Annotated in this window: 17 protein-coding genes and 1 pseudogene; 9 read left to right on the top strand and 9 right to left on the bottom strand. The window is 71.2% G+C overall.

Annotation, left to right across the window (positions count from 1 at the left end; all coding sequences use genetic code 11):
- Window positions 1-117 precede the first annotated feature (117 nt).
- The gene (locus ABT026_RS22155) at window positions 118-2,451 is read right to left on the bottom strand and encodes a M4 family metallopeptidase (protein ID WP_351116639.1); all 2,334 of its coding nucleotides are present in this window, start codon (window positions 2,449-2,451) and stop codon (window positions 118-120) included.
- A 328-nt stretch (window positions 2,452-2,779) separates the two neighbouring features.
- Here ABT026_RS22155 and ABT026_RS22150 point away from each other — a divergent pair, with 328 nt between their 5' ends.
- Window positions 2,780-3,571, top strand: coding sequence for a hypothetical protein (locus tag ABT026_RS22150; RefSeq protein WP_351116633.1), 792 nt, complete (start codon window positions 2,780-2,782; stop codon window positions 3,569-3,571).
- 45 nt (window positions 3,572-3,616) lie between these two features.
- Here the strand turns inward: ABT026_RS22150 and ABT026_RS22145 are convergent, their stop codons facing one another.
- A complete protein-coding gene (locus ABT026_RS22145; RefSeq protein ID WP_351116631.1) occupies window positions 3,617-5,314 on the bottom strand; it encodes a thiamine pyrophosphate-binding protein in 1,698 nt (565 codons plus the stop codon).
- Window positions 5,311-6,279: an agmatinase gene (gene speB, locus ABT026_RS22140; RefSeq protein ID WP_351116638.1), complete on the bottom strand. Its 969-nt coding sequence runs from the start codon at window positions 6,277-6,279 to the stop codon at window positions 5,311-5,313. The genes ABT026_RS22145 and speB overlap by 4 nt, the downstream gene beginning before the upstream one ends.
- A gap of 162 nt (window positions 6,280-6,441) precedes the next feature.
- Here speB and ABT026_RS22135 point away from each other — a divergent pair, with 162 nt between their 5' ends.
- The 3 genes from ABT026_RS22135 to ABT026_RS22125 all read left to right on the top strand — a co-directional run bounded on the left by ABT026_RS22135 (window position 6,442) and on the right by ABT026_RS22125 (window position 10,428).
- Window positions 6,442-8,028, top strand: a complete 1,587-nt coding sequence (locus tag ABT026_RS22135) for a PucR family transcriptional regulator ligand-binding domain-containing protein (RefSeq protein ID WP_351116630.1) — start codon at window positions 6,442-6,444, stop codon at window positions 8,026-8,028.
- A 548-nt stretch (window positions 8,029-8,576) separates the two neighbouring features.
- Window positions 8,577-10,064: a sensor histidine kinase gene (locus ABT026_RS22130; RefSeq protein ID WP_351116628.1), complete on the top strand. Its 1,488-nt coding sequence runs from the start codon at window positions 8,577-8,579 to the stop codon at window positions 10,062-10,064.
- Between the two features lie 22 nt (window positions 10,065-10,086).
- Complete coding sequence (locus tag ABT026_RS22125; protein ID WP_351116626.1) at window positions 10,087-10,428, top strand: DUF742 domain-containing protein; 342 nt, start codon at window positions 10,087-10,089, stop codon at window positions 10,426-10,428.
- A gap of 34 nt (window positions 10,429-10,462) precedes the next feature.
- Here the strand turns inward: ABT026_RS22125 and ABT026_RS22120 are convergent, their stop codons facing one another.
- From ABT026_RS22120 to ABT026_RS22110, 3 genes are all read right to left on the bottom strand, one after another.
- The gene (locus ABT026_RS22120; RefSeq protein ID WP_351116624.1) at window positions 10,463-11,338 is read right to left on the bottom strand and encodes a hypothetical protein; all 876 of its coding nucleotides are present in this window, start codon (window positions 11,336-11,338) and stop codon (window positions 10,463-10,465) included.
- Between the two features lie 211 nt (window positions 11,339-11,549).
- Entirely contained in the window at window positions 11,550-12,161 is a 612-nt protein-coding gene (locus ABT026_RS22115) for a GNAT family N-acetyltransferase (RefSeq protein ID WP_351116622.1), read from the bottom strand.
- Entirely contained in the window at window positions 12,158-12,775 is a 618-nt protein-coding gene (locus ABT026_RS22110) for an HD domain-containing protein (protein WP_351116620.1), read from the bottom strand. The genes ABT026_RS22115 and ABT026_RS22110 overlap by 4 nt, the downstream gene beginning before the upstream one ends.
- Window positions 12,776-12,919: 144 nt before the next feature.
- On the opposite strand from ABT026_RS22110, the pseudogene ABT026_RS22105 reads away from it, so the two are divergent.
- Window positions 12,920-13,439: pseudogene (locus ABT026_RS22105) on the top strand (transposase family protein); the annotation flags it as partial.
- Between the two features lie 13 nt (window positions 13,440-13,452).
- Here the strand turns inward: ABT026_RS22105 and ABT026_RS22100 are convergent.
- Window positions 13,453-14,598, bottom strand: a complete 1,146-nt coding sequence (locus ABT026_RS22100; protein WP_351116619.1) for an SMI1/KNR4 family protein — start codon at window positions 14,596-14,598, stop codon at window positions 13,453-13,455.
- A gap of 679 nt (window positions 14,599-15,277) precedes the next feature.
- On the opposite strand from ABT026_RS22100, the gene ABT026_RS22095 reads away from it, so the two are divergent.
- From ABT026_RS22095 to ABT026_RS22080, 4 genes are all read left to right on the top strand, one after another.
- Window positions 15,278-16,027 carry a hypothetical protein gene (locus tag ABT026_RS22095; protein ID WP_351116617.1) on the top strand — a complete coding sequence of 250 codons (750 nt, stop codon included), beginning with the start codon at window positions 15,278-15,280 and terminating at the stop codon, window positions 16,025-16,027.
- 1,154 nt (window positions 16,028-17,181) lie between these two features.
- On the top strand, window positions 17,182-17,346 hold the full coding sequence (locus ABT026_RS22090) for a hypothetical protein (protein WP_351116636.1): 165 nt from the start codon (window positions 17,182-17,184) through the stop codon (window positions 17,344-17,346).
- A 165-nt stretch (window positions 17,347-17,511) separates the two neighbouring features.
- Window positions 17,512-18,024, top strand: a complete 513-nt coding sequence (locus tag ABT026_RS22085) for an SUKH-4 family immunity protein (RefSeq protein WP_351116616.1) — start codon at window positions 17,512-17,514, stop codon at window positions 18,022-18,024.
- A 333-nt stretch (window positions 18,025-18,357) separates the two neighbouring features.
- Window positions 18,358-20,793, top strand: coding sequence for a glycosyl hydrolase family 8 (locus tag ABT026_RS22080; protein WP_351116614.1), 2,436 nt, complete (start codon window positions 18,358-18,360; stop codon window positions 20,791-20,793).
- Between the two features lie 170 nt (window positions 20,794-20,963).
- Here ABT026_RS22080 and ABT026_RS22075 read toward each other — a convergent pair whose 3' ends face one another.
- On the bottom strand, window positions 20,964-21,302 hold the full coding sequence (locus ABT026_RS22075) for a thioredoxin family protein (RefSeq protein WP_351116613.1): 339 nt from the start codon (window positions 21,300-21,302) through the stop codon (window positions 20,964-20,966).
- Between the two features lie 91 nt (window positions 21,303-21,393).
- Complete coding sequence (locus tag ABT026_RS22070) at window positions 21,394-22,536, bottom strand: PucR family transcriptional regulator (protein ID WP_351116611.1); 1,143 nt, start codon at window positions 22,534-22,536, stop codon at window positions 21,394-21,396.
- Window positions 22,537-22,601 lie beyond the last annotated feature (65 nt).

Below are 22,601 nucleotides of genomic sequence, written 5' to 3'. Positions count from 1 at the left end.
GGCGCCATCACGTGGTCCAGCGGCTTGGAGCCCTCGCCGAGGGACTCGCAGGCGGTGATGATGGCGTCGTAGCCCTCACGCATAGCCTCCGGCCCTGTAGCCGGAGGCGGGCGGTGACTAGCTCACGTTCAGAGCGGTGTCGTCGATCACGAAGCTGGTCTGCAGGGTGGTGTCCTCCACGCCGTTGAACTTCAGGGTGACGGTCTGACCGGCCATCGAGGACAGGTCGAAGGACTTCAGGACGTAGCCGGTGGCCGCGTTCAGGTTGCTGTAGCTGGCCAGGGTGGTCGAACCGGCGGTGACCGTCAGCTTGTCGTACGCCGAGGAGGTGGTGGTCTCCGCGGTGTCGATGTGCAGCCAGAAGCTGAGGGTGGCCTTGCAGCCGGCCGGGATGGTCACCGACTGGGAGAGCGTGTCGGTGTGCGAGGAGCCGTAGCCGTCCAGCCAGGCCTTGTACGAGCCGCCGTGCGCCGCCTGGCCGCTGTCGGTGGTGATCACGCCGCTGCTGGCGGTCCAGGTGGTGTTGCCCGACTCGAAGCCGGGGTTGCCCAGCAGCTGCTTGGCGGTGCAGGTGCTGCTGCCGGCCGGGTTCACGGTCCAGGTGAACGAGGCGGTGCCGGTCTGCGCGGCGCTGTCCTTGACCGTGACGACGGTGCTGTAGGTGCCCGCCGTGGTCGGCGTGCCGGAGATCAGACCGGTGGAGGCGTTGATGGTCAGTCCGGCCGGCAGCCCGGTGGCGCTGTAGGTGAGGGCGCCGGCGTTGCTGCTGCTCGCGCTGATCTGCAGGCTGGTGGCGGTGCCGACGGTGGCCGTGCGGCTGCCCGGGTTGGTGACGGTGACGCCGTTGCCCGGCACGGTCGCGTGGGCGCCGACGCCGATGCCCGCGAAGGCGTTGGCCACACCGGCGTACTGTGCGGAGCTGGCGCCGTACAGGGCGGAGGCCGCGTTGAGCGCGGCGGTGCGGGCGCCCGCGTAGTTGGTGCTGGACGTCATGTAGGTGGTCAGCGCCTTGTACCAGATCTGCAGGGCGGCGTCGCGGCCGATGCCCTGGACGGCGATGCCGTCGCTGGTGGGGCTGTTGTAGGTGACGCCGTTGATCGTCTTGGTACCGCTGCCCTCGGAGAGCAGGTAGAACATGTGGTTCGCGGGACCCGAGGAGTAGTGGACGTCGATGCTGCCGATGCCCGAGTACCAGGAGTCCTTGGAGCCGCCGTCCTTGCTCGGCTTGTCCATGTAGCGCAGCGGGGTGCCGTCGCCGTTGATGTCGATCTTCTCGCCGACCATGTAGTCGCCGACGTCGGTGGAGTTGCCCGCGGCGAACTCGGCACCGGCCGCGAAGATGTCCGAGGTGGCCTCGTTGAGGCCGCCGGACTCGCCGCTGTAGGTGAGGTTGGCGGTCGCCGAGGTGACGCCGTGGCTCATCTCGTGCGCCGCCACGTCCAGCGAGGTCAGCGGGTGGGTGTTGCCCGAGCCGTCGCCGTAGGTCATGCAGAAGCAGCTGTCGTCCCAGAAGGCGTTGACGTACGCGCTGCCGTAGTGGACCCGCGAGTAGGCGCCCTGGCCGTTGTTCTCGATGCCGCTGCGGTTGAACGTGTTCTTGTAGAAGTCCCAGGTCACCGCGGCGCCGTAGGCGGCGTCGACGGCGGCGGTCTGGTCGGTCGACGAGCTGGAGGCGGCGCCGGTGCCCCAGGTGTCGTCGGCGTCGGTGAACAGCGTGCCGGTGCCGGAGGTGGCGCGGGCCAGGTTGTACGTCTTGTGGCCGCCGCGGGTGCCGTCGGTCAGCTGGTAGGTGGACCCGGAGAGCGTGGTGCCGAGGGTGACCGTGCCGCTGTAGAGGCTCTTGCCGGTACCGGTCTTGATGTCCTCGGACTCGTGCAGCTTCTCGCCGGTCAGGGCGTCGGTGACGACGCGCAGACGACTGGGGGTGCCGTCGTGCTGGAAGCCCTCGACGACGGTCTCCCACGCCAGACGCGGGGTGCCCGAGCCGGCCCAGACGACCTTGCGGGTGTTGTCGGCCGTCGGCGTCGCGTTGCCGTCGTGCGCCTTGGCGGCCTTGACCGCCTTGGTCTCGGCGGCGCTCTTCGCGATCTTCTCGGTGGTGTCCACCGCGAGGGCGCGCTTGTTGTTGAAGGTGGCGTTGAGCCCGTCGCCCTTGCCGGACTCCGGGGCCTCGTGCACGACGAGATCGCCGCCGAGGACCGGCAGACCGGCGTAGGTCCGCTCGTAACGGGTATGCGTCGTCCCGTCGTTGTCCTGGACGACGTCCTTGACGAGGAGCTTCTCCTTGCCGCCGAGCTTCAGCTTCTTGGCGTGGCCGTCCACCTTGGCCTCGGCGGACTTGATCAACGCGGCGCGCTCGGAGGCCGTGATGTCGGCGGCGAGGGCGCCGGTGCGCAGCTGGGCGGCCTTGGGGGCGGCGTCCGGCTGGGCGGCGGCCGGGAGGGCGGGCATGCCGACGGCGACCAGCGCCGCCGCGGCCAGCAGGCCGGTGGAGGCGGCCCGTCGGCGGAGGGTTGTGTGTCTCACGCGGTGTCCTGTCCGTTCGCGGCCACGGTGGCGGCCGGGGGGCTAGCCGGGCGGGCGGTGGACCGCCGGTGACCGGCAGGGGTAACGGTCAGGGGTGAGGATGACAGCGTTGACTCGGCCATGTCACGAGTGCAGGGGGTGCCTGCCGCCGCTTCGAGGGATAACCCTCGGTGGACAGGGGGGACATGCGCGTACGAATCAGCCCCGGTCCCCCGGCGCCCCCTCGGTGACCAGGCCCCCCTACGCTGCGGACATGACGCAGAGCCCGGAGTTCGCCACCACGGCCGGACGGCTGCTGGAGCACCGCGGGCTGCGCCCGGCCCGACTCGCCGCACGTGCCGGGGTGGACGAGCGCGAGATCACGGCCCTGCTCGCCGGGAGCACCCCCGACGGTGAACCGCTGCGCCGGCTGGCGGTGCCGCTGGGACTGCCCGCCGTCGACCTGTTCGTGCTCGCCGGGCTGCCGGTCCCCGGCGACCTGGCGCCGCTGAGCTCCGCGGCAGGCCCGTGGGCGGCGTACCTGGTGATGCACGGGGCGCACCTCACGGCCGAGGAGAGGCGTGAACTCCTGGATTACGTGCGCTCGTTGCCGCAGGAGGACCGGGTCCACCCGGGGTTCGCGCCACGAGTACCCGCCCCGCGCGCGGACCTGCCCGGCGGCCGGGTGATCCGCATGTTCCGGTACCGCAACCTCGACTGGTCCCACCTGGCGAAGGTCCTCGCGGTGATCACCCCGACGTACCTCTCGGCGTCCACCTACGGCGTCGTCGGGTCCGGCCGCAAGGAGCTCACGCCGCGCCTGGTCACGGACTTCGCCGCGCTCCTCGGCGTCGACGCCGTGGAGCTGGCGGGCCTGACGGATGTGGTCCTGGACGAGGCGCCGCCGCCTCCCGCCCCGGAGGCCGTGGACGCCGCGGCACTGCTGTGGGAGGCACGCCGTCTGTCGGCCGCCCAGGCGCGGCAGGCCGCCGAGCTGGCGCTGTCCCTGCGCGGGGACGACACGGGGTACTTCCTCACGAATCTGCCGGCCCGCCGCCGGGGCTGATGCCGCCCGCTACCGGCATCCGCCGGCCGGGCGCCGGTCCGGGCGTCAGTTCTCCAGGTGGGTCGGCGCGAACATGCGGAGGGTGGCCGGGAGCACCACCACCGAGGGGCCCGGTGTGGCGAGCGCCTTGGACAGGTCGGTCCGCAACTGCTCAGGGCCGGTCCGGACGGCGGGGACCCCGAAGGACTCGGCCAGCGCGACGAAGTCGGGCCGGGCGAGCTCCGTCCCGTGCGGCTCGCCGTAGGCGTCGGTCATGTACTCGCGGAGGATGCCGTACCCGCCGTCGTCGACGATCAGCCAGGTGACGTCGAGCTGGTGCTGGCGTGCCGTGGCGAGTTCGGCGACCGAGTACAGCGCGCCGCCGTCGCCGGACACGGCGAGGACCGGCACGCCTGGCTCGGCGACGGCCGCCCCCAGGGCGGAGGGGAAGGCGTAACCGAGACCGCCGGCACCCTGCGCCGAGTGCATGGTGTTGGGCCTGCGGGGGTCGAAGGCCGACCAGGCCCAGTACGAAAGGATCGTCATGTCCCAGAAGGAGGGCGATCCGGCGGGCAGGGCCGCGCGCACCGACGCCAGCACCTGCTGCTCCAGGTCGAGTCCCTGCGCGGCGATCCGGGCGCCGACCCGGTCGAGGAGTTCCCGGACCCTGCGGGCGGCCTCGTCGCCGTCCCGCGCGGGGACCGGTTCCAGGGTCTCCAGCAGGGCCTGCAGCGCGAGCCGCGCGTCCGCGTGGATGCCGAGGGCGGGGTGGTTGGCCTCGAGCTTCCCGGCGTCGGCGTCGATCTGCACGATCGTGCCGCGCGGCGCGAATGTGTGGTAGTTCGAGGAGAGTTCGCCCAGCCCGGAGCCCACGACCAGCAGGACGTCGGCGTCCTCGAGGAGGTCGGTGGTGTGCCGGTCCTCCATCCAGGACCGCAGCGAGAGCGGGTGGGTCCAGGGGAAGGCGCCCTTGCCGCCGAAGGTCGTGACCACCGGGACGGCCAGCTTCTCGGCGAGCTGCCGCAGCTTGCCGGAGGCGTCCGAGCGGACGACTCCGCCTCCCGCGACGATCACCGGGCGCTCGGCGCGGGCCAGCAGGTCCGCCGCGACGGCGGTCAGTTCGGGCCGCGGCGGAAGTTCCTCCGGGGTGGCGTCCACCGCGGTGACCACCGGGACGCGGGCCGGATCCCGCAGCACGTCGTAGGGGATCTCCACGTAGACGGGCCCGAAGGGGACGGTCAGCGCCGAGCGCCAGGCCTCGGCGATCGCGGTGGGGATCTGCGACTGGGTCCGGGCACTGTGCACGGACTTGACGATTCCACGGAAGGCGGCGGCCTGGTCCTCCAGCTCGTGGAGGTGACCGCGGCGACGGCCGCCGAGTCCGGCGGCCGGGACCTGGCCGCAGATCGCCAGCACCGGCGAGGAGGCGGCGGCCGCCTCCTGCAGCGCGGCCAGCGCGGTCAGCGCGCCCGGCCCGGTGGACAGCAGCAGCGGTGCGGCCTCACCGGTGACCCGGCCGTACGCGTCCGCCGCGAAGGCGGCGTTGTTCTCGACCCGCAGGCCGACGGTGCGCAGGTCGGACCTGCGCAGCGCGTCGAGGACCGGCAGGACGTGCTGGCCGGGCAGGGTGAAGACGGTGGTCGCGCCCAGCCCGGCGAGCGTCTCCACGACCAGGTCCCCGCCGTGGCGGCCGGGAGGCGGGTTCAGGGCCGCCTCCGTCTGCGCGGCCGTCGGACGGAGCACCAGGTCGTGGTCGTGGGTCACCGCGTACGCGCCTTCGCGATCTGCCGGGACATGATGGTGGTGAGTTCGTAGGCGGTGTGCGAGGCGGCGACGGAGGTGATCTCCGCGTGGTCGTACGCCGGGGCGACCTCCACCACGTCCGCCGACACCAGGTTGCAGCCGGCCAGGCCGCGCAGGATCTCCAGCAGCTCCCGCGAGGTCATCCCGCCGGCCTCGGGCGTGCCGGTGCCGGGCGCGTGCGCCGGGTCCAGGCAGTCGATGTCGATGGAGATGTACAGCGGCCGGTCGCCGATCCGCTGTCGCAGCTGGTCGGCGACCTCGTCCGCGCCGCGGCGGTAGACGTCCGCCGAGGTGACGATGCCGAAGCCCATCTTCTCGTCGTCCTTGAGGTCCTGCTTGCCGTACAGCGGGCCGCGGGTGCCGACGTGGGAGAGCGCCTCGGTGTCGAGGATGCCTTCCTCGACCGCCCGCCGGAACGGAGTGCCGTGCGTGTACTCGGCGCCGAAGTAGGTGTCCCAGGTGTCCAGATGCGCGTCGAAGTGCAGGAGCGCGACCGGGCCGTGCTTCTTCGCCACGGAGCGCAGCAGCGGCAGCGCGATGGTGTGGTCGCCGCCGAGCGTCATCAGGCGGGCGCCGGTGCCGAGCAGGTCGTCCGCGGCGGCCTCGATCGTCTCGACCGCTTCGTCGATGTTGAACGGGTTGACCGCGATGTCCCCGCCGTCGGCCACCTGCGCCAGCGCGAACGGGGAGGCGTCCTGGGCCGGGTTGTAGGGGCGCAGCAGCCGGGAGGCCTCACGGATGGCGTTGCCGCCGAAGCGGGCGCCGGGCCGGTAGGAGACGCCCGAGTCGAAGGGGACGCCGATCACCGCCACGTCGGCCGCGCCGACCTCGTCCAGCCGCGGCAGCCGGGCGAACGTCGCCGGTCCCGCGTACCGCGGGATCCGCGAGGAGTCGACGGGGCCGCGGGGCGTTCCGCTGTTGCTCATGGAGGTCATGGAGGTGATGCCTTCCTCTCACCGGTACCGAGGGTACGCGGCGCCGGGATCACCCGCCGAGCGCACCACGGACCGACCCTAGATGGCTCCTGGGCGGCTGCGAAGTGTACGTTTCCTCCATCGGGCCGGAGAAGAACAGAGGAAACATCCATCATGCCGTCCGCCCCCGCCTCCCTTCCCGCACCGCCGCCCACTCCCCCGGTGCCGCTCTCGGCCCTGCTGGCGCGCGGCGACCTGGGTCTGGTCCGTCTCGCCGGGCCCGAGGAGGCGGACGTCCACTGGGCTCAGGTCTCGGAGATGGCCGACCCTCTGCCGTACCTGCTGGGCGGCGAACTGCTGCTGACGGCGGGGGTGCAGGTGCCGCCCTCGGCCGGCGCCGCCTGGTTCGACGCCTACGTGGAGCGGATCCTGGCGGCGGGCGGTGCGGCGCTGGGCTTCGGCGTCGCCCCGGTGCACGACACGGTGCCCGGGGAGCTGGTCGCCGCCTGCGAGGCGCGCGGGCTGCCGCTGCTGGAGGTGCCGCGGCGCACCACCTTCTCCGCGGTGGCCCGCGCGGTCGGCGAACTCGTCGCCCGGGCCCGGTTGGCGGACCTCCGGCGAGTCGCCGAGGCGCAGCGGAGCCTGGCCTCGGCGGCGTCGCGGCCCGACCCTGTGCCGTCCGTGCTGCGGCAGCTGGCGGCGGCGCTGGAGGGCTGGGCGGTGCTGTTCGGGCCGTCGCGGGCTGCGGGCGGGTCGGCGGACCCGGGCGCGGGCGCGTCGGTGGGCGGGCCGTCGGTGGGCGGGCCGTCGCGCGGATCGGGGGACCTCACGGCCGGGCGCGATCCGGGACCGCGTGTGCGGGCGGCTCTGACCGAGCTGGCCCGAGTGGTGCGGCCCGCCCCACCGGGGAGCACCGCGTCGGGGAGCACCGTGCCGGCGCCGTCGTCGGCCACCGACACGGTCGACGGCCGGCACCTGACGGCGTACGCGCTGGGGACCGCGCCCGGGTACGTGCTCGGCCTGGTGACGGGCCGCCGTGAGGCCGGCGACCACACCATCGCCTCGGCGGCCTCGGTCCTGCTGACCCTGCTCACCGGGGAGCACGGCGGCGGCCCGGAGGCCACCTGGCCGGCCGCCCTGGTACGCCTGCTGCTCGGCGCCGGCCCCCAGGAGGTGGCGCCGCTGCTCGGCGGGGAGCGCTGGACGCTGGTGCACGCCCGCCCGGAGGCCGGGGCTTCGGACGCGGCGTCCGCAGCGGCGCTGGGTGAGGCGCTGGGCTCCCCGCTGATCGACCTGGTCGACCCGGCGGACCGGGTCGTGCGGGTGCTCGTGCCCGAAGGTCGGCCCGTGGAGCGGCAGACCGGCTGGACGCTGGGCGTCGCCGAGGTGACCGGCCCGGACGACTGGCCGGCCGTCGACGAACGGGCCGCCCGTGCCCTGGTCCGGGCCCTCGCCACCCGCTCCCCGCTGGTCCGGCACGGCTCCGGCGGGCGTCTGGCCGACCTCCTGCCGCCACGCGAGGCCGAGGAGCACGCCCGGGCCCTGCTGGCGCCGATCACCGGCACCCCCGCGCTGCCGCGGACCCTGCGCGCCTGGCTCTCCCTGCACGGCAGCTGGGACCGCACCGCCGTGGCGCTCTCGGTGCACCGCAACACCGTCCGGCAGCGGATCGCCCGGTGCGCGGCGCTGCTGGAGTCCGACCTCGACGACCCGGACGTCCGCATGGAGCTCTGGTTCGCCCTGCGGCGACTGCCGGACTGACCTGGCCGGGGCGGGTCGGAGTCGGGGAAGGGTCAGATCGGTCGGGGTCGGGGCTGGGCCGGGGTCGGATCGGGTCGGGGCCGGGGTCGGATCGGGATCGGATCGAGGGTCGGGCTCGCGGCGGAGGAGCGGCACTGCCGGTCCCTCGGGACGGGGCGCGGACGGCGTCCGGGGGCGCGAACAGGCGCGTGCGGGGGCGCGGAGGGCGGCGTCCGTGTGTGCGGGAACGATTCGGCCAATGTGGGCGAAGTGGAACGCGTTCCCGCCCCCTCCACTCTCCTCCGCAGGGAGGGCGACGTCACCGCCGCGAGGTGCGAGAACCCCGTCCCGCGCGGTCGCGGCCGCACCGGGCGACGGGGGTGGAAGTCGGCCATCTCCGGATATCCGGCAGCGGCCCCTCCCCCGATGTCAGGTCGGCGTCGACCCTCCCCGGGCATAATCCGGCGTGGTCTGGTCCACTCGTTCCACCGCTCCTGCCCGCCGCCACCTACGCTCGTCGCTTCGCCGACGCCCGCGGGCCGACCGGGCAGTGGTGAGGAGGGTTCCGCATGACAACGCGCCCGCAGCGGCACCGGTCGGCATCCGCCACGCCCGCGTCGGATCCGCCGGAGGGCGACCGCCCGTCGCTGCGTTCGGCGACCCTGCTCGGGGCGTTACCGGCAGCGTCGGCCACCCTGCTGGCGGGCGCCGCCTACGCCGCCGCCCTGTCCCCGCTGCCGACCTCGGCCGCGGTCGGCGCGGGCATCTGCGCTGCCATCGGCTGTGCCGCGGTCACCACGACGGCCACCGTCACGGCCCGCCGCGACGCCGCCCGGAGCGCCGCCCGGTCCGCCTCCCGTGAGAAGGCCGTGGCCGCCGCGACGGCCGCGGTGCCCGCTCTGCTGGAGGAAGGCCTGCGCCAGATCGCGTCGGCCGCCCGGCGGGTCCGGCGCGGCGAGACCCCCGAGCCGCTGGAACTGCCGGCTTCCCCGGCGACGCCGGCGGGACAGGCGGCCGGACCCGCCGACGGCTTGGAGGACGCGGTCCGGCGCGCCCTGACCGCGGCGCACACCGCCGTGCTGACCGCGGGCTCGCGTCGGCACACCGACGCCTCCCTCGCCATCGTCCGCAAGATCCAGGCGCTGGTCCTGGGGGCTCTGGAATCCCTCGACGACGCCCATGACCGCACCGAGGACCCCGAACTGCTCGAGGTGCTCTTCCGGATCGACCACCTGGTCACGCGCACCCAGCGTGCCGTCGAGAGCGCGGCGGTCCTCGACGGCCGGCTGCCCCGTGCCGTCCGCCGCCCGGTGCCGCTGACCACGGTGCTGCGGCAGGCCGCGGCGGAGACCGAGGACTACACGCGGATCGAGGTCGCGCCGCCGCCCGCTGGCTACGCGCTGGCGGGCCCGGCGGCCGCCGAGGTCATCCACCTGATCGCCGAACTCGCCGAGAACGGGGCCCGGTTCTCTCCTGCCGGCACCAAGGTGACGGTGCGCGCGGCGTTGGCCCGGGAGGGACTGGTCGTCGAGATCGACGACCGGGGTCCCGGTCTCACCGGCGACCAGCTCGAGGAGATGAACCAGCTCGTCTCCCTGGTCCGCGAGCCGGGCGGGGACGACGGCCGCACCGGCCTGGCGGTGGTGGCCAGGGTGGCCCAGCGGCTGGGGCTCGCCGTGCGCTTCCAGACCAACCTCTACGGCGGCGTGCAGGCCCTGGTCCGCCTGCCGGCCACGCTGCTGCACCTGGCCGACGAGGACACGGCCGTCCACGACCGGCCGGATCACCGCCGGACCGCCCCGGCCACGGCGCACGCGGCGGACACGCTGCCTCTGGGGCAACTGAGCCAGCTGGGCCAACCGGGTCAGGTGCGCCAGGTCCGGCCGGAGTTCCGCACCGTTCCGGCCACCGGTCTGCGACACACCGCCGGGGAACGGTCCGTCACCGACCGGGAGGCCTCTCAGCGGGAGGTCACACAGCGGGAAGCCATACGGTTCGGCCCGCTCGGCCAGGGCGCCGCCTGGCGCGCCGACGACGACCGAACGGGCGGGCGCTGAGATGGCCCGGTCCCGCGCGTGGGTGACCCAGGAGACGGCGACGGTCCGCGCCTACGCCGTGACCCTGGGCCGGACCCGTCCTGCCGTTCCGGTCGAACCGGACTCACTGGTGCGGGCGGCCGCCCGGCCTCCGTACGACGCGGTCTCCCCGGAGGCGCTGGCCGCGGTGCGGCTCTGCGCCGGGCAGGCGTTGTCGGTGGCCGAGCTGGCGACCCTCCTGCAGTTGCCGCTCCAGGTGACCAAGGTGGTCGTCGCGGACCTGCTGGGCGGCGGTTTCCTGATCCATGCCATGCCCGACCGCTCCGCCGACGGCAGTGACCCCACGTTGCTGGAGGCCGTCCTGGACGGCCTGCGCAACCTCTGAGCCGACCGTCGGCGAAGCGACCGCTCGGGGTCCGTCAGTCGTCGAAGTCGACCGAGGAGCACACGGCGGCGTAGGTCGAGTAGCTGCCGTACGAGGACTCCCAGCGGGTGCCGGCGAAGACGAAGTCGCCGCCGGAGCAGTGACGGCCGTTGTAGTCACCGCGGTGGTCACCGCGGTGGTCACCGCGGTTGTCGCCGCGGTGGTCACCGCGGTTGTCGCCGCGGTGGTCACCGCGGTTGTCGCCGCGGTGGTCACCGCGGTTGTCGCCGCGGTGGTCACCCTGACGGTTCTTGCCGTCGCTCTGGTGGTCGTTCTGGTGACGGCCCTCGTCGTGGCCCTTGTGGTGACCCTTGTCGTGACCGTACTGGTCACTCTGGTGGTCGTCCTGCTGACGGCCCTGGTCGTGGCCGTTCTGGTGGCCCTTGTCCTGCTCCTTGCCCTTCTCGTGGGCCTTCTCGTGACCCTTGTCGTGCGCCTTGCCCTTGCCCTTCTCGTGGCCCTTGTCCTTGTCCTTGGACTTGTCCTCGGCCTTCCCCTTGTCGTGGCCCTTGTCCTTGGACTTGCCCTCGGCCTTGTCCTCGGCCTTCCCCTTGTCGTGGCCCTTGTCCTTGGACTTGCCCTCGGCCTTGTCCTTGGACTTGTCCTCGGCCCTGTCCTTGGACTTGTCCTCGGCCTTGTCCTTGGACTTGTCCTTGGACTTGTCCTCAGCCTTCTCCTGGGACTTGTCCTCAGCCTTGTGGTCACGCTGGTGATCGCCCTGCTGCTGACCGTGCTCGTGGCTCTGGTGCTGGGCCTGGTTGCCGTCGTGGTTGTCGTGGGGGTTGTCCCCCGCGAACGCGCTGCCCGCGCCCAGCGCGGCGCTCAGGGCGAAGGCGGCCAGGACGGTGGTGGTGACGCGACGTACGCGCATCTGTTCCTCCGGATGGGAAAGGGTTCGGCGCATGGCCGGCGGAGCGCCGGCGCACATACCCGTCTCCCCCGCCGGCCGGTCCGCCCGGCGCTCCAGCGGCCGCTTTCACCCGTGCGGGCCGGAACATTGCCCCGGTCGCCGCGCCCCGGCACCGCACCGGGCCGCCCTCGCACCCACGGCCGGCAGGACCGAAACCGCACGTTCGTCCGGCTCAGCCGGAGGCCGTACCCCGGCCGCGCTGCCACTCGTCGGCAAGCAGCGCGTAACCGATCCCGTCGACCCAGCCCAGCTCCCGGTGCAGGGACTCCCGCACCGTGTGCTGCTCACGACGCATCCCCAGCCGTTCCATCAGCCGCCAGGACGCCTCGTTGTCGGCGAAGGCGTTGGCGCACACCCGCCGCACCTTCAGCTCTTCGAAGCAGACCCGCAGCAGCTCGCGACACCCCTCGGTGGCGTATCCACGGCCGCCCACGGCGGGGTGGAAGACCCAGCCGAGTTCCGCCTGCGCTCCCCGGGCCTGGTCGGCGACCTCGCGCTGCGCCCAGGCGTCCTCCACCCGCACGTAGAAGTCGCCGACGATACGGCCGTCGAGCTCCGCCACCAGCGTGGTGGCCAGGCGTTCCGGCGCGGTCAGCCGCTCCCGCCAGTCCTCGAGGTCCCGCGGCGCGAACGTCAGCCAGTACGACACCTCCGGCAGCCGCCGGTACTCCCAGATGGCCTCGGCGTCCCCGGGGCTCACCCGCCGCAGGGTGAGCCGCTCGGTGGTGACCGGCCAGGTGAGGCCGGACAGGGGATCCGCGGCGGGGTCGGTCGAGGTCGTCACACCGGCCGCCCCGGCGTCTCCACGGGCACCGGCATACCGGAGGCGAGGTCGAGCCCCAGGTCGGGATCGCCGAAAGCCGCGCGCAGTTCCTGGAAGGCGGTGACCTTCTCCTCCCCGAACCGGCGGACATGGGAGGCGTACTCCTCGGGAGTCAGCAGCGACGACGGCCGGGACTTGCTGTGGAACTTGTCCGCGTACATCACCAGCTTTTCCTCCACCGACTCCGCCACGTAGTCCCCGAGCGGCAGCGGCAGACCCTGCCGCTCGATGTCCTCGCGGGTCACCCCGACCCCCGTGTGGTGGGAGCAGAACCGCCGCAGGGTCTCGGGCAGCCCGGCCTCCTCCAGTGCCTCGTGACCGAGCACCCCGTGCCGGATGTAGTTCTTGTGGTCCAGCACGCCGTCGTCCGAGTAGAGCCGGTAGACCCCGATGTCGTGCAGCAGGCACCCGGCCCGGACCAGCTCGACATCGACCTCGATCCCCGAGGTCTGGATCAGCCGCTCCGCGATCCGCCAGACGATCTCGCAGTGCGTGTGGACCGACCGGAACGCCTCCGGGGTGGGCGCCCACTTCTCGTGCAGGGCGCGGATCTCTTCGGGCGACGGGATGCTCATCCGGGGAGGCTAACAACCCACCCCGGCAGCCTGCCATCCGGTTTGCCACTCTTCGCGCCGCGCTCCACGACCCCTGACAGCGGCGCAGGATGTCCTGCACCGCCCCGACGACAGCGATCGGCGCTGCAAGCTCCGTCCGTGTCGCTTGCCGCCCGAGCACCGGGTCTGCTCAAGACGCTGCGCGAGCACGATCCCGACTTCATCCTGCTCGACGGCACCCTCATCGAGTGCGACCGGGTCGGCGACGGCCGGGCTGACTACTCCCACAAGCACCGACGCCAGGGCGTGAACGTGCAGGTCGTCACCGACCCCTGTGGCCGACTGCTGTGGCTCGCCCGCTCTGCCGGGCCGCACCCACGACCTGACCGCCGCCCGCACCCACCGGATCGTCCGGATGTGCGAGCGTCAGGGCGTTCCCATCCTGGCCGACCTCGCCTACCAGGGTGGCGGACCGTGGCTGACGACCGGCATCAAACGCAAGCCACTCCAGGAACTCACCCGTACCGAAAAGACTCTCAACCGGGCGTTGGCTACAGCGCGAGCGCCCGATGAACGCGGTGTCGCGATCCTGAAGTCCTGGCGCATCTTCCGCATGTCCCGATGCAGCCCCAACCGCATGACGTCAATCGTCAAGGCCATCCTCACGCTGGAGCTACAGCGCTGAAATCCCCGTGGGGTCAGTTTTGATCTTGGGTGTACTGAGCCGCATACCAACTGGAGTCGATGGCGGGGTTGCGCAGCGCCCCCCAAAATCGGTCGTCAGGTATCGGTGGGAGGGGCGGATCGCCCAGGTCTGCATGCAGCTCCGCACGCCAGTCGAGAGTGAAGTGGCTTCGCATGTTCGCGCTCTCGCACACGGACCTGTACGGGGACCCCCAGATCCCAAGCGCTATCTGCTCCGCGGCCCACCTGCGCGTGCGGTCTCGTCCACTGTCGGCCTGCGCGAGCACCGCGCGGAGTCGCAAGGCGAGCGGGCCGGTTTGGTCCGGCTGTGGCGAGGCCGCACCGCGCTCCCAGGCATCCAGGGCTGCCTTGACCTCCGGGTAGTGATTCAGGCCCGTCTCGACCGCCAGTCTGCGCAACTGCTTCCGTGCGGCCTCGACCACCCGCTCATACGGCAGGGTCGCGATCAGCGCACCGAGTTCCTCATGCCCGTCCAGGTAGCTCACGTGGAGGAGGTCGGTGGGACTGAAGGACAGGTCCAGCTCTGGCAGCTGCTCATCCGGTGCGAGAAGGGGCTCGTCGGCACTGTACTTCGGCCGGGCAGGCAGAGGCGCTTCCCGGAAAAGCCTGCCGTTGAATGTGACGATACCGGCGTCCTGGCCACGCTCAAGCCGGTCGGCCTCTTCGGCCAGATACTCGCCCAGCGAGTCGGCCTCCCCGAAACTGGTGCCGGTCTCGTCGAAGAACCGCCCGATCGCACCGAAGGAGTCCCGCCCGGTACGGCAGTCCACCAGAAGACCGTCCGACGTCACGTCGTAAGAACCGAACTTCACGTAGCCGTGAAGCCAGTAGCCCTCGGCCTCCCCGTCGAGGCCCTGGTCGATGCCGCGCATGAACCCGGTATCCCCGAGGATTCCGCTCACCCCGAGCAGCCGGTCGCCCGAGCTGAACCGGAAAGCCTCAGGGCCCTCCAGCGCCCCGTTGTGCCGGAGGAGGGAAGTGACCAGGTCCGGAGGAAAGGTGACCCCCAGTTCCTGTTGCGCTGCCACGATCTCCTCGGTCCCTGTGGGCGGCCGTAGCGTGGCGAAAGTGCGGGGCGCGTGCTCGCGCAGCCACGCGTCGATGCGAGTCCATGAGGCCTGGACCAGGTCTGATGTCATAGCTCCGACCGTAGAGCCAGCTGCTGACAACAACTTGATCGTCGCTCACCGACCTTGCCGCCGGGTTGGCGTCCAGGCTGCCAAGCTCGAGTGGACCCCGTCCCGGCTCACCAAGCTGCCGGCACCGGACGTTGCAGCCGCCCACGCGACGCTGGCACTCGTGCCCAGCAGCGAAGTAACGTGTGGCGCCGTGCGGTGCAACGCCTCGCGTTCAACATCCTCGATCGTTCGGCCGGCGACAAGGACGTCCAAAAGATCCACGCACCAAGCAACGTCCCGACCGTCTGGGAGAGCCAGTCCCTCAAGCCTCGCGATGGCGTCAGCCCGCTTAGCCTCACTTGCTGGTTCGCGGTGGCGGCCTCGCACTATGGCGAACTCGCAAAGGTCCCGCCCTGGCATCTCAGCGCGAAACGGGTGCCTATTGGTAGAGGCTTGCCCCGAAGAGTTTGCCGAGAAAACTCGTCTCAAGTGTTTTCTGCCCTGCTTCCGCTCGGCAGACGCTCGCAACGCTGTGCCGGGTTCCACCCTCGATAGTTTTGACCTGCCGGTAGTTGGGCTCGTCGCCGCGGTAGCAGAGGATGTCCTCCAAATTTTCCCACGACACCGAGGTCCACTGCGCGTCTAGCATGTCAAAGCGGTCCAAGAGAGTTGTCGGGTCCCAACGGTAGGATTCCGGCGCATGGCATCCTCAGCGCGCGGCCCTTCCGGGACATCCCACCGGGGACATCACATCGACCCCCGCACCGCCGACGGTGACGACGACGCACTGATCGACAAGCTGCGTGCCCGGGCCTGGCACCCCGGCCTGAGGTTCGACACAGCCGAAGTCCCCTTGGCGTGGATGAAGCAACACTTCGACGCAGAGCACCTGCGACACATTCGGGACCAGATCCGCGGATACAGCAGTACCGGGACGATCGTCATCGACTCACAAACCAATGAGGCGGCGGACTACTTCGCCGACGCTCCGCGCGGCCCGCTGTTCCCACCGGTCACATCCCGCGAGGTCGAAGCCGCCGAGCTCGTCACCGGGCGCCAACTGCCGACACTCCTCCGCCGCATCTACACCGAGGTCGGCGACGGCGGCTTGGGGCCAGATGCAGGCCTGGCCTCACTCACCGGCGGCCGACGCGCGCCGGGACACCTGAGCGACTGGCCCTGCTCGGTCCGCATACACGAACGCAACCGCGCGGCAGGGCTGCCCACATCATGGCTGTATCTGACGTCGGGCGGCTGCACTATGCAGTGGTACCTCTCATTGCTCGCAGCCGACAACCCCGTGCTGCTCTACGACTCGGACGGCTGGGAGCCAAGCTGGGGCGAAGCCCCCCACGACGGCCTCCGCCATGCGACCGCATCACTGCGGCAATGGCTGTGGACCTGGGCCAACGGCGGCAACGTCTGGGCCGAAGCGCTTAGCCTTCCGTAACTAATACGCAGACCTGCCCTCAACTCCATGCAAGCGGGTCGTCATTTCGAAGCGATCAGTAAGGCGTCAGCATCGCCTCCTGGACGCACGGCGTGACTTCTGCCGACGACCGGATGCCGGTCCAGGAACACGCGGAGGCGGTACAGAAAGCGACCGTCTCTGCCTGCGGGTACTCAACCGACGCGTCGGCGAAGGCTCGTCCGACACAGGAGGCCGGACCATTGCAGGTTTGGAGAAGGCGCTCACGCGGGCAATCCCCCGGATGAGGGCTGTGGTGATCGTCGGCGCTTCACGGTGACCAACCGGCGTTCCCAGCGTCGCGTCCGAGTTTTTCGCCCGTTCCCCTCACGAAAAATTCGTACTGCGGGAGGGGGCTCACCGAATTTGGGCTCGTACAGAGAGTTCACGTTCGCGGACTGCAGGGTCTGCGGGTTCAGAATCCAGGTGTCCGAACGCACCGGCCTCCCCGGGTGGCCTCACCCCGCCACTCCGGACCGAAACAAGGAATGCTCCGGTTCCACCCAGAAGGGCCATCGGCTTGGGCCGTCAAAGCCGCCCCAGCCAGAGACAACGCCCACACAAGAGACGAAACGTCGGAAGTCCACGATCCGGGAACTACCGGTCCCGCGTCCGGCCTGGGTCCCTGAGATGGGCCGCCCCGCCATCCCCATCGTCACGATCCCCGCACGCGGACGCACAGGTTATTGGGTCCCGGAACTGGGCCCGCGCAAGCACGAGACCTTCGCGCATCAACACGTCAACAGCAGGGTTCTCCCGGACTGGGACGCCGGAACTGCTCTATGGGGAATCTCCTCGGACCACTTCATCGAAATCTCCCGAGCCATGATGAGGGGACACGGGCGAGTCATCGTCGGGCGCGAATACAACAGCTCCGAGAAGTGCAACAGCCGCTGCGTCAACGCCAAGTTGCACAAGTGCACCTGCTCCTGCCTCGCCCGGAATCACGCCCGAGGCCGCTGGATGAGGGGGTGGCGGATTGCTGCGGAGAGGACCAACCGCATCAGGAACCGCGAATGGAGTTGGACCGTCTTCGAGCGGGACGCCGTCAGAACTTTTTGAGACGGCGTTAAGTGGCTCTTGACGATCTTGAGCGCGACCGCCGGCCGCGCGCGCCGGGTGACGCAACCCGGCTGATGGCGACCGTGCAAGAGCTTCGGCGCAAGCCGATCGACGGTCTGCCGGTGCAGGACATGCGGCTGCTGATCAGGCAAAACGTGGCGATCCGCTGGCCGCCGTGGTCACCAGGGGTGCGGAGGAATGGAGCGAGTTTCCCGAACTCGGGCAGGAACTCCGCGTGACTGTCTCGGAGTTGACCGATGTGCCGCCGGACTGCAACGCGAGGCTGAGACGTTACGGGGTCTATATCGCACTTGATTGAGTGATGTCGGGCCCACCTCGGGGTGGTGAGAGGCCCAGCTCTCGCCACCCCTGCGTGGTCGGAGCAGGCGGATGATGTTCGCGTGATGCGAGACCTCCCACCGTTGCCGTTGCCCGAGTACGCCGTGGTCCGTATCCGCTGCTCACCGGACGTGCCCGGCGAGATCGCCGCCGACCTGCGGGAGATCGGCGTCCCAGCAGGACTGATCGGTTACGAGTACCAACCGCTGACCGAGGCGACGCTCCTGGGCGGGTTCGGCGAGAGGGGTGGGACGGTCGTCTTCGGGACCAGCGGCCTGTTCGGGCTGCTCGGCATCGATGTGGCCTCGCGTCGCGTCGTACAGATCCCCACGACCGAGTGTGCGACCGCCTGGCACGTGAACAGGGACCTGGGAACCTTCCACCGGTGCGTGGCGGCCACCATTGCCCGCTTCCCGTTCCACGAGGAGGACGAGGAGGACAGAGGCCAGGAGGTCGCGGACGAGCTCCGCCACCTCCTCACCGGCCTGGATGACTCCGCACTCGCAGACAACGGGTTCTGGGAGGCCTTGTGTGACGACGTGGCGACGGGTGACTACGCGAACTGGGAGGAGGGCTGAGTCACCTCAGCCCTCCAGCGTCGGGCCGGGGGTGGCGGAGCAGCCGTCGACCGGCTGAGCCGGGACCGCAGATGCCCGCGAAAATTTCGAAGCACTCCTGGAGAAGTTTTCGCTCAGATGTCGAATGCGCCGCCATTCTGAGCCGATCACGCTGGGCACGGGATTGTCGAAAGTTTCGACAATTTCTTCGAACGCGACTATTGACCGTGCCCGTGGCAGCAACCAACAATCGCCCAACGTTGGTGCGTCAGCGTTGGACTGACGTGACGTCATGTCGCGCTCCCCCACTCCCCCCACCCCCATCGCCATCCCCCCACCGCCAAGGAGCCCCAGTTGCGCTCGCTTCCCCGCCCCGGCCCACGCTCCGCCCGCACCCGCACCCGCACCCGCACCCGCACCACCGTGTCCGTCGCGCTGGCGGCACTGTTCGCCGGGTTCCTCACCTCCGCCGCGCTCCCCGCGCCGGAGGCGCAGGCGGCCACCCTGGTCTCCACCACCCAGGCGGAGGCCACCACCAAGAGCGGCTGCACGAGCTTCGCGTCCACGCACGCCGTCTACTACTGCAACAGCGACGCGACCTACACCAGCCACGCCTTCGACAAGGCCGGCCGGTACCGGATCGACGTGACCGGTTCCTCCAGCGCCTCCAACGCCGCCGGGATCACCGTCTCCGTGGGCGGACAGAAGACCGCGACGCTCAGCTTCTCCGGCACGTCCTGGACCACGAAGCAGGCCGTGTTCGACGTCGCCAAGGCAGGGTCGTCGGAGGTCCGGTTCACCCTGGAGTCCGACAACGGCAGCAACGACACCCTGATCGACCAGTACCAGCTGTACTACGAGGGCGCGACCCCGCCGCCGCCCCCCGCTCCCGTGCCGCCCACCACCGGCGCCTTCGCCAGCGGCAAGTACCGCAATCTGTTCGAGGAGTGGGACTCCGGCATCACCGACGCCGCCGTGAAGGCCAAGCTCGACAGCTACTGGGCGTCCTTCTTCACCAGTACGGACGACACCAAGCGGCTGTACTACCCGGCCGGCTCGGACTCCGAGGGCGCGCTCGCCTACATCAAGGACACCGGCAACGACGACGTCCGGTCCGAAGGCATCAGCTACGGCATGATGATCGCGGTCCAGATGGACAAGAAGGCCGAGTTCAACGCCCTGTGGAACTGGGCCACCACCTACATGCGGCACAAGACCGGGCCCCGCACCGGCTACTTCTGCTGGGAGGCCACGACGGCCGGCTCCTGCCAGGACAACAACCCCGCCACCGACGGCGAGGAGTACATGGCCACGGCGCTGTTCTTCGCCGGCCACCGCTGGGGCGACGGGTCGGGCATCTACGACTACACCGCCGAGGCCAACGGCATCCTGAACACGATGCTGCACAAGGAGGACATGAACGGCGGCGTCGTCGACAGCATCACCAACATGTTCGACCGCACGCAGAAGATGCCGGTCTTCGTCCCCTACGCCAGCTCCGCCAAGTTCTCCGACCCGTCCTACCACCTGCCCGCCTTCTACGAGCTGTGGGCCCGTTGGGCCGACGGCTACCAGGGTCAGCAGGCCGCGGACCGGCAGTTCTGGCGGGAGGCCGCCCAGACCAGCCGTTCCTACTTCACCAAGGCCACCCACGCCACCACCGGCCTGAACCCGGACTACGCCGAGTTCAGCGGCAGCCCCAACAACACGGGCAACCACGGCGACTTCCGCTTCGACGCCTGGCGCACCTCGGTCAACTGGTCCGTGGACCACTCCTGGTGGGCCGCCGACTCCGCCGCCGTCGCCCGGACCGACCGCATGCAGAGCTTCTTCGAGTCCCAGGGCATGGGCGCCTACGTCAACCAGTACTCGCTGTCCGGCAGCGGCCTGTCCTCCGACCGCTCCCCCGGCCTGATCGCCTCGAACGGCGCCGCCTCCCTGGCAGCCGGTAACCCGCGGGCCTGGAAGTTCGTCGAGGCCTTGTGGAACCTCGAGCCCCCGACCGGCCGGTACCGCTACTACGACGGCCTGCTCACCTACATGGCACTGCTGCACGCGAGCGGCACCTTCCGCATCCACCAGCCGAGCGGCACCACGCCCACCGACCCTCCGCCGGCCACCGGGGCCCCGGCCGCGCCCTCCGCGCTGACCGCGAACCCGAGCGGGGCCGGGAAGATCACCCTGACCTGGGCGGACAAGGCCACCAACGAGTCGGGCTTCCGTGTCGAGCGTCGCGTCGGGAGCGGCTCCTGGACCGCGCTCACCACCCTCGCGGCCGACGCCAGGACGCACACCGACACCGGTCTGACCGCCGGCACCGCCTACACCTACCGGGTCCGCGCCACCAACGCGTCCGGTGACTCCGCCTGGTCGGCCGAAGCCACCGCCACCGCGACCGGCACCGACACCCCGCGCAACCGTGACGCCTTCGCCGTGATCGAGGCCGAGTCCTACGACTCGGCGACCGGCGCCACCACCAGGACCGCGGACGGCGGCACCGTCGTCGACCTCACCGGCAGCGGCAGCCGCCTCGTCCTCAACGACGTCGCCTTCGGCGCCGCGGGAGCCTCCGGCGTGAAGTTCCGGGCGGCCACCTCCGCCTCGGGTGTCAACCTCCAGGTCCGGCTCGACAACGCCACCTCGGGTCCGGCCTGCACCGTCTACCCGGACGGCAACGGGGCCTGGCATCTCAAGAGCAACACCTGCTGGCCCAGGCCGACCGGCACCCACACCGTGTCCATCACCACCACCGGCGCGGTCAGCATCAACCACCTCACGTTCACCAGCTGACCCCACCTGAACGCGCGCACTCCGGAGCCCGGGTATCGACCCGGGCTCCGGAGTGCGCGGTCACCGTCCCCGATCCGTATCCGTCCGGTCCCGCGCCGGAGCAGAACCACCGCAGGGGGCCGCGGGCAACCCCCGAAAGGAGCCCTCGGACACCCTCACACCTCACGCCCTCACAGGTGACCCTCCAGAAGCGTGCGGACCTCGGCACTGGTCATGGGCCCCGTGCCCTGCGCCACCGCCTCCCCGTCCTCGATCAGGACGCAGGACGGGGCGCCGGTGATCCCGAAGCGCTCGGTCGCGGCGGGACAGCGCGTGATGTCGACGCGGACGGCGGTCAGGCGGCCCGTGAACTCGTCGGCGACGCCGCCCACGACGAGGTCCATCACCCGGCAGGGCTCGATCGCCTTGGGCCAGGTCCCGGTGAAGTACGCGAGGACCGGAGTCCCGCTCCTCCCCAGGATGAAGTCGAACTCCGCGTCCTCACGGGGTCGGTGCACCCGGTTCGTCATGGCAGCTCCTGACCTCACGTCCGTTGTTCCGCGCCCATCATCCCCTGCGCGGTGCGCCGGGCCGGCCCGGGCCGAACGGTGGGGCGCACCGTCATCCGCCCCGAAGACCGAGCGCCAGCGTCAGTTCGAGGACCTGCTGCGGCGACGCGAGATCCGGGAACAGTTCGCGCAGCTGCGCCATCCGGTACCGGACCGTCTGGGGATGGACGAACAGCGCCGCCGCCACCTCGTCCCGCCTGCCCTGGTGCAGGAGCCATTCCCGCAACGTCTCCGCCAGGCGCTGCGCGGTCGCGTCGGGCAGGGTCCGCAACGGTGCGAGGGCTCGGGCGCGCAGGTCGGCGAACGCGTCCGAGTCGGCGCTCAGCACCAGCTCGGGCAGGTGGTCCTCGGTGTCGCGGATGTCGGAGGAGAGGGAGCGCGCGCGGAGGGCGCGTGCGTACGACGCGGAGGCACGGGTCCACGGCCGGGCCGGGCCGACCACTGCGGTGCGGTCGGTCAGCTGCCGCAGGAGATGTGAACGGTCCGCATCGGGGACGAGCAGCACGCCGGTGGCGTCCGGGAGGTCGTCGAGGACGAGGGTGCTCAGGTCGTCGAGCGTGCGGTAGGCGGGCCGGGCCTGGGCGGCGGGCAGCAGGACCGCCGTCAGCGAGACCGGAGGCTGCCACCCGGCCCGCTGCGCGGAGGCCAGCAGGACGTCCGGGCTCGCCCCGGCGAGGAGATCGCGGGCCAGGTGTTCCAGGTGGCGCTCCTGGGCCCGGCCCCGGGCCGCCAGTTCGTCGGCGTGGCCCGCGGCGCTCGCGGCGGAGAGCTCGTCGATGTAGGCGAAGGTCAGCTCCGCGAACTTGGCGACCTCGGCGGCGGGCAGACCCGCGGGTACGGCGCCGGCCGCCAGGCATCGCCAGGCCACACGGGCGCCGACGCGGTAGGCGCTGAGCAGGGCGTCCATCGAACGGCCGTCGCGCACCTCGCCGCGGCCCAGCTCGTAGGCCGCGTCGCCGGCGTTGCCGCCTGTGGCGTTCCCGCTCGCCAGGTCCAGGTAGTGCCCCAGGGCGGTGCGAACGGCCCGGCGGATGATGCCGCCCATGTGACCCGAGAGGGCATTGGCGTAAGGAGGGACCTCGTCGATGATCGCCTGGACGCACTCGTCGGCGGTGTCCTTCAGCCCGGCCCGAAGTGCCGCGACCGTGGTCTCGTCCAGAGCCAGCTCGCTGACTCTCCGGATTGCTTGGTTCACGTTTTGTTCCCTGCGAACAATTCTGTCGGTCAGATTTACGTGCTGCGGTCAGGACTTTACGCCTT

This window comes from Streptomyces sp. NPDC002734 (assembly GCF_040295685.1).
In the GTDB taxonomy this organism is placed as follows: domain Bacteria; phylum Actinomycetota; class Actinomycetes; order Streptomycetales; family Streptomycetaceae; genus Streptomyces.
The sequence above is the reverse complement of the archived record's forward strand: the minus strand, read 5'-3'. Positions and strand labels throughout refer to the sequence as shown.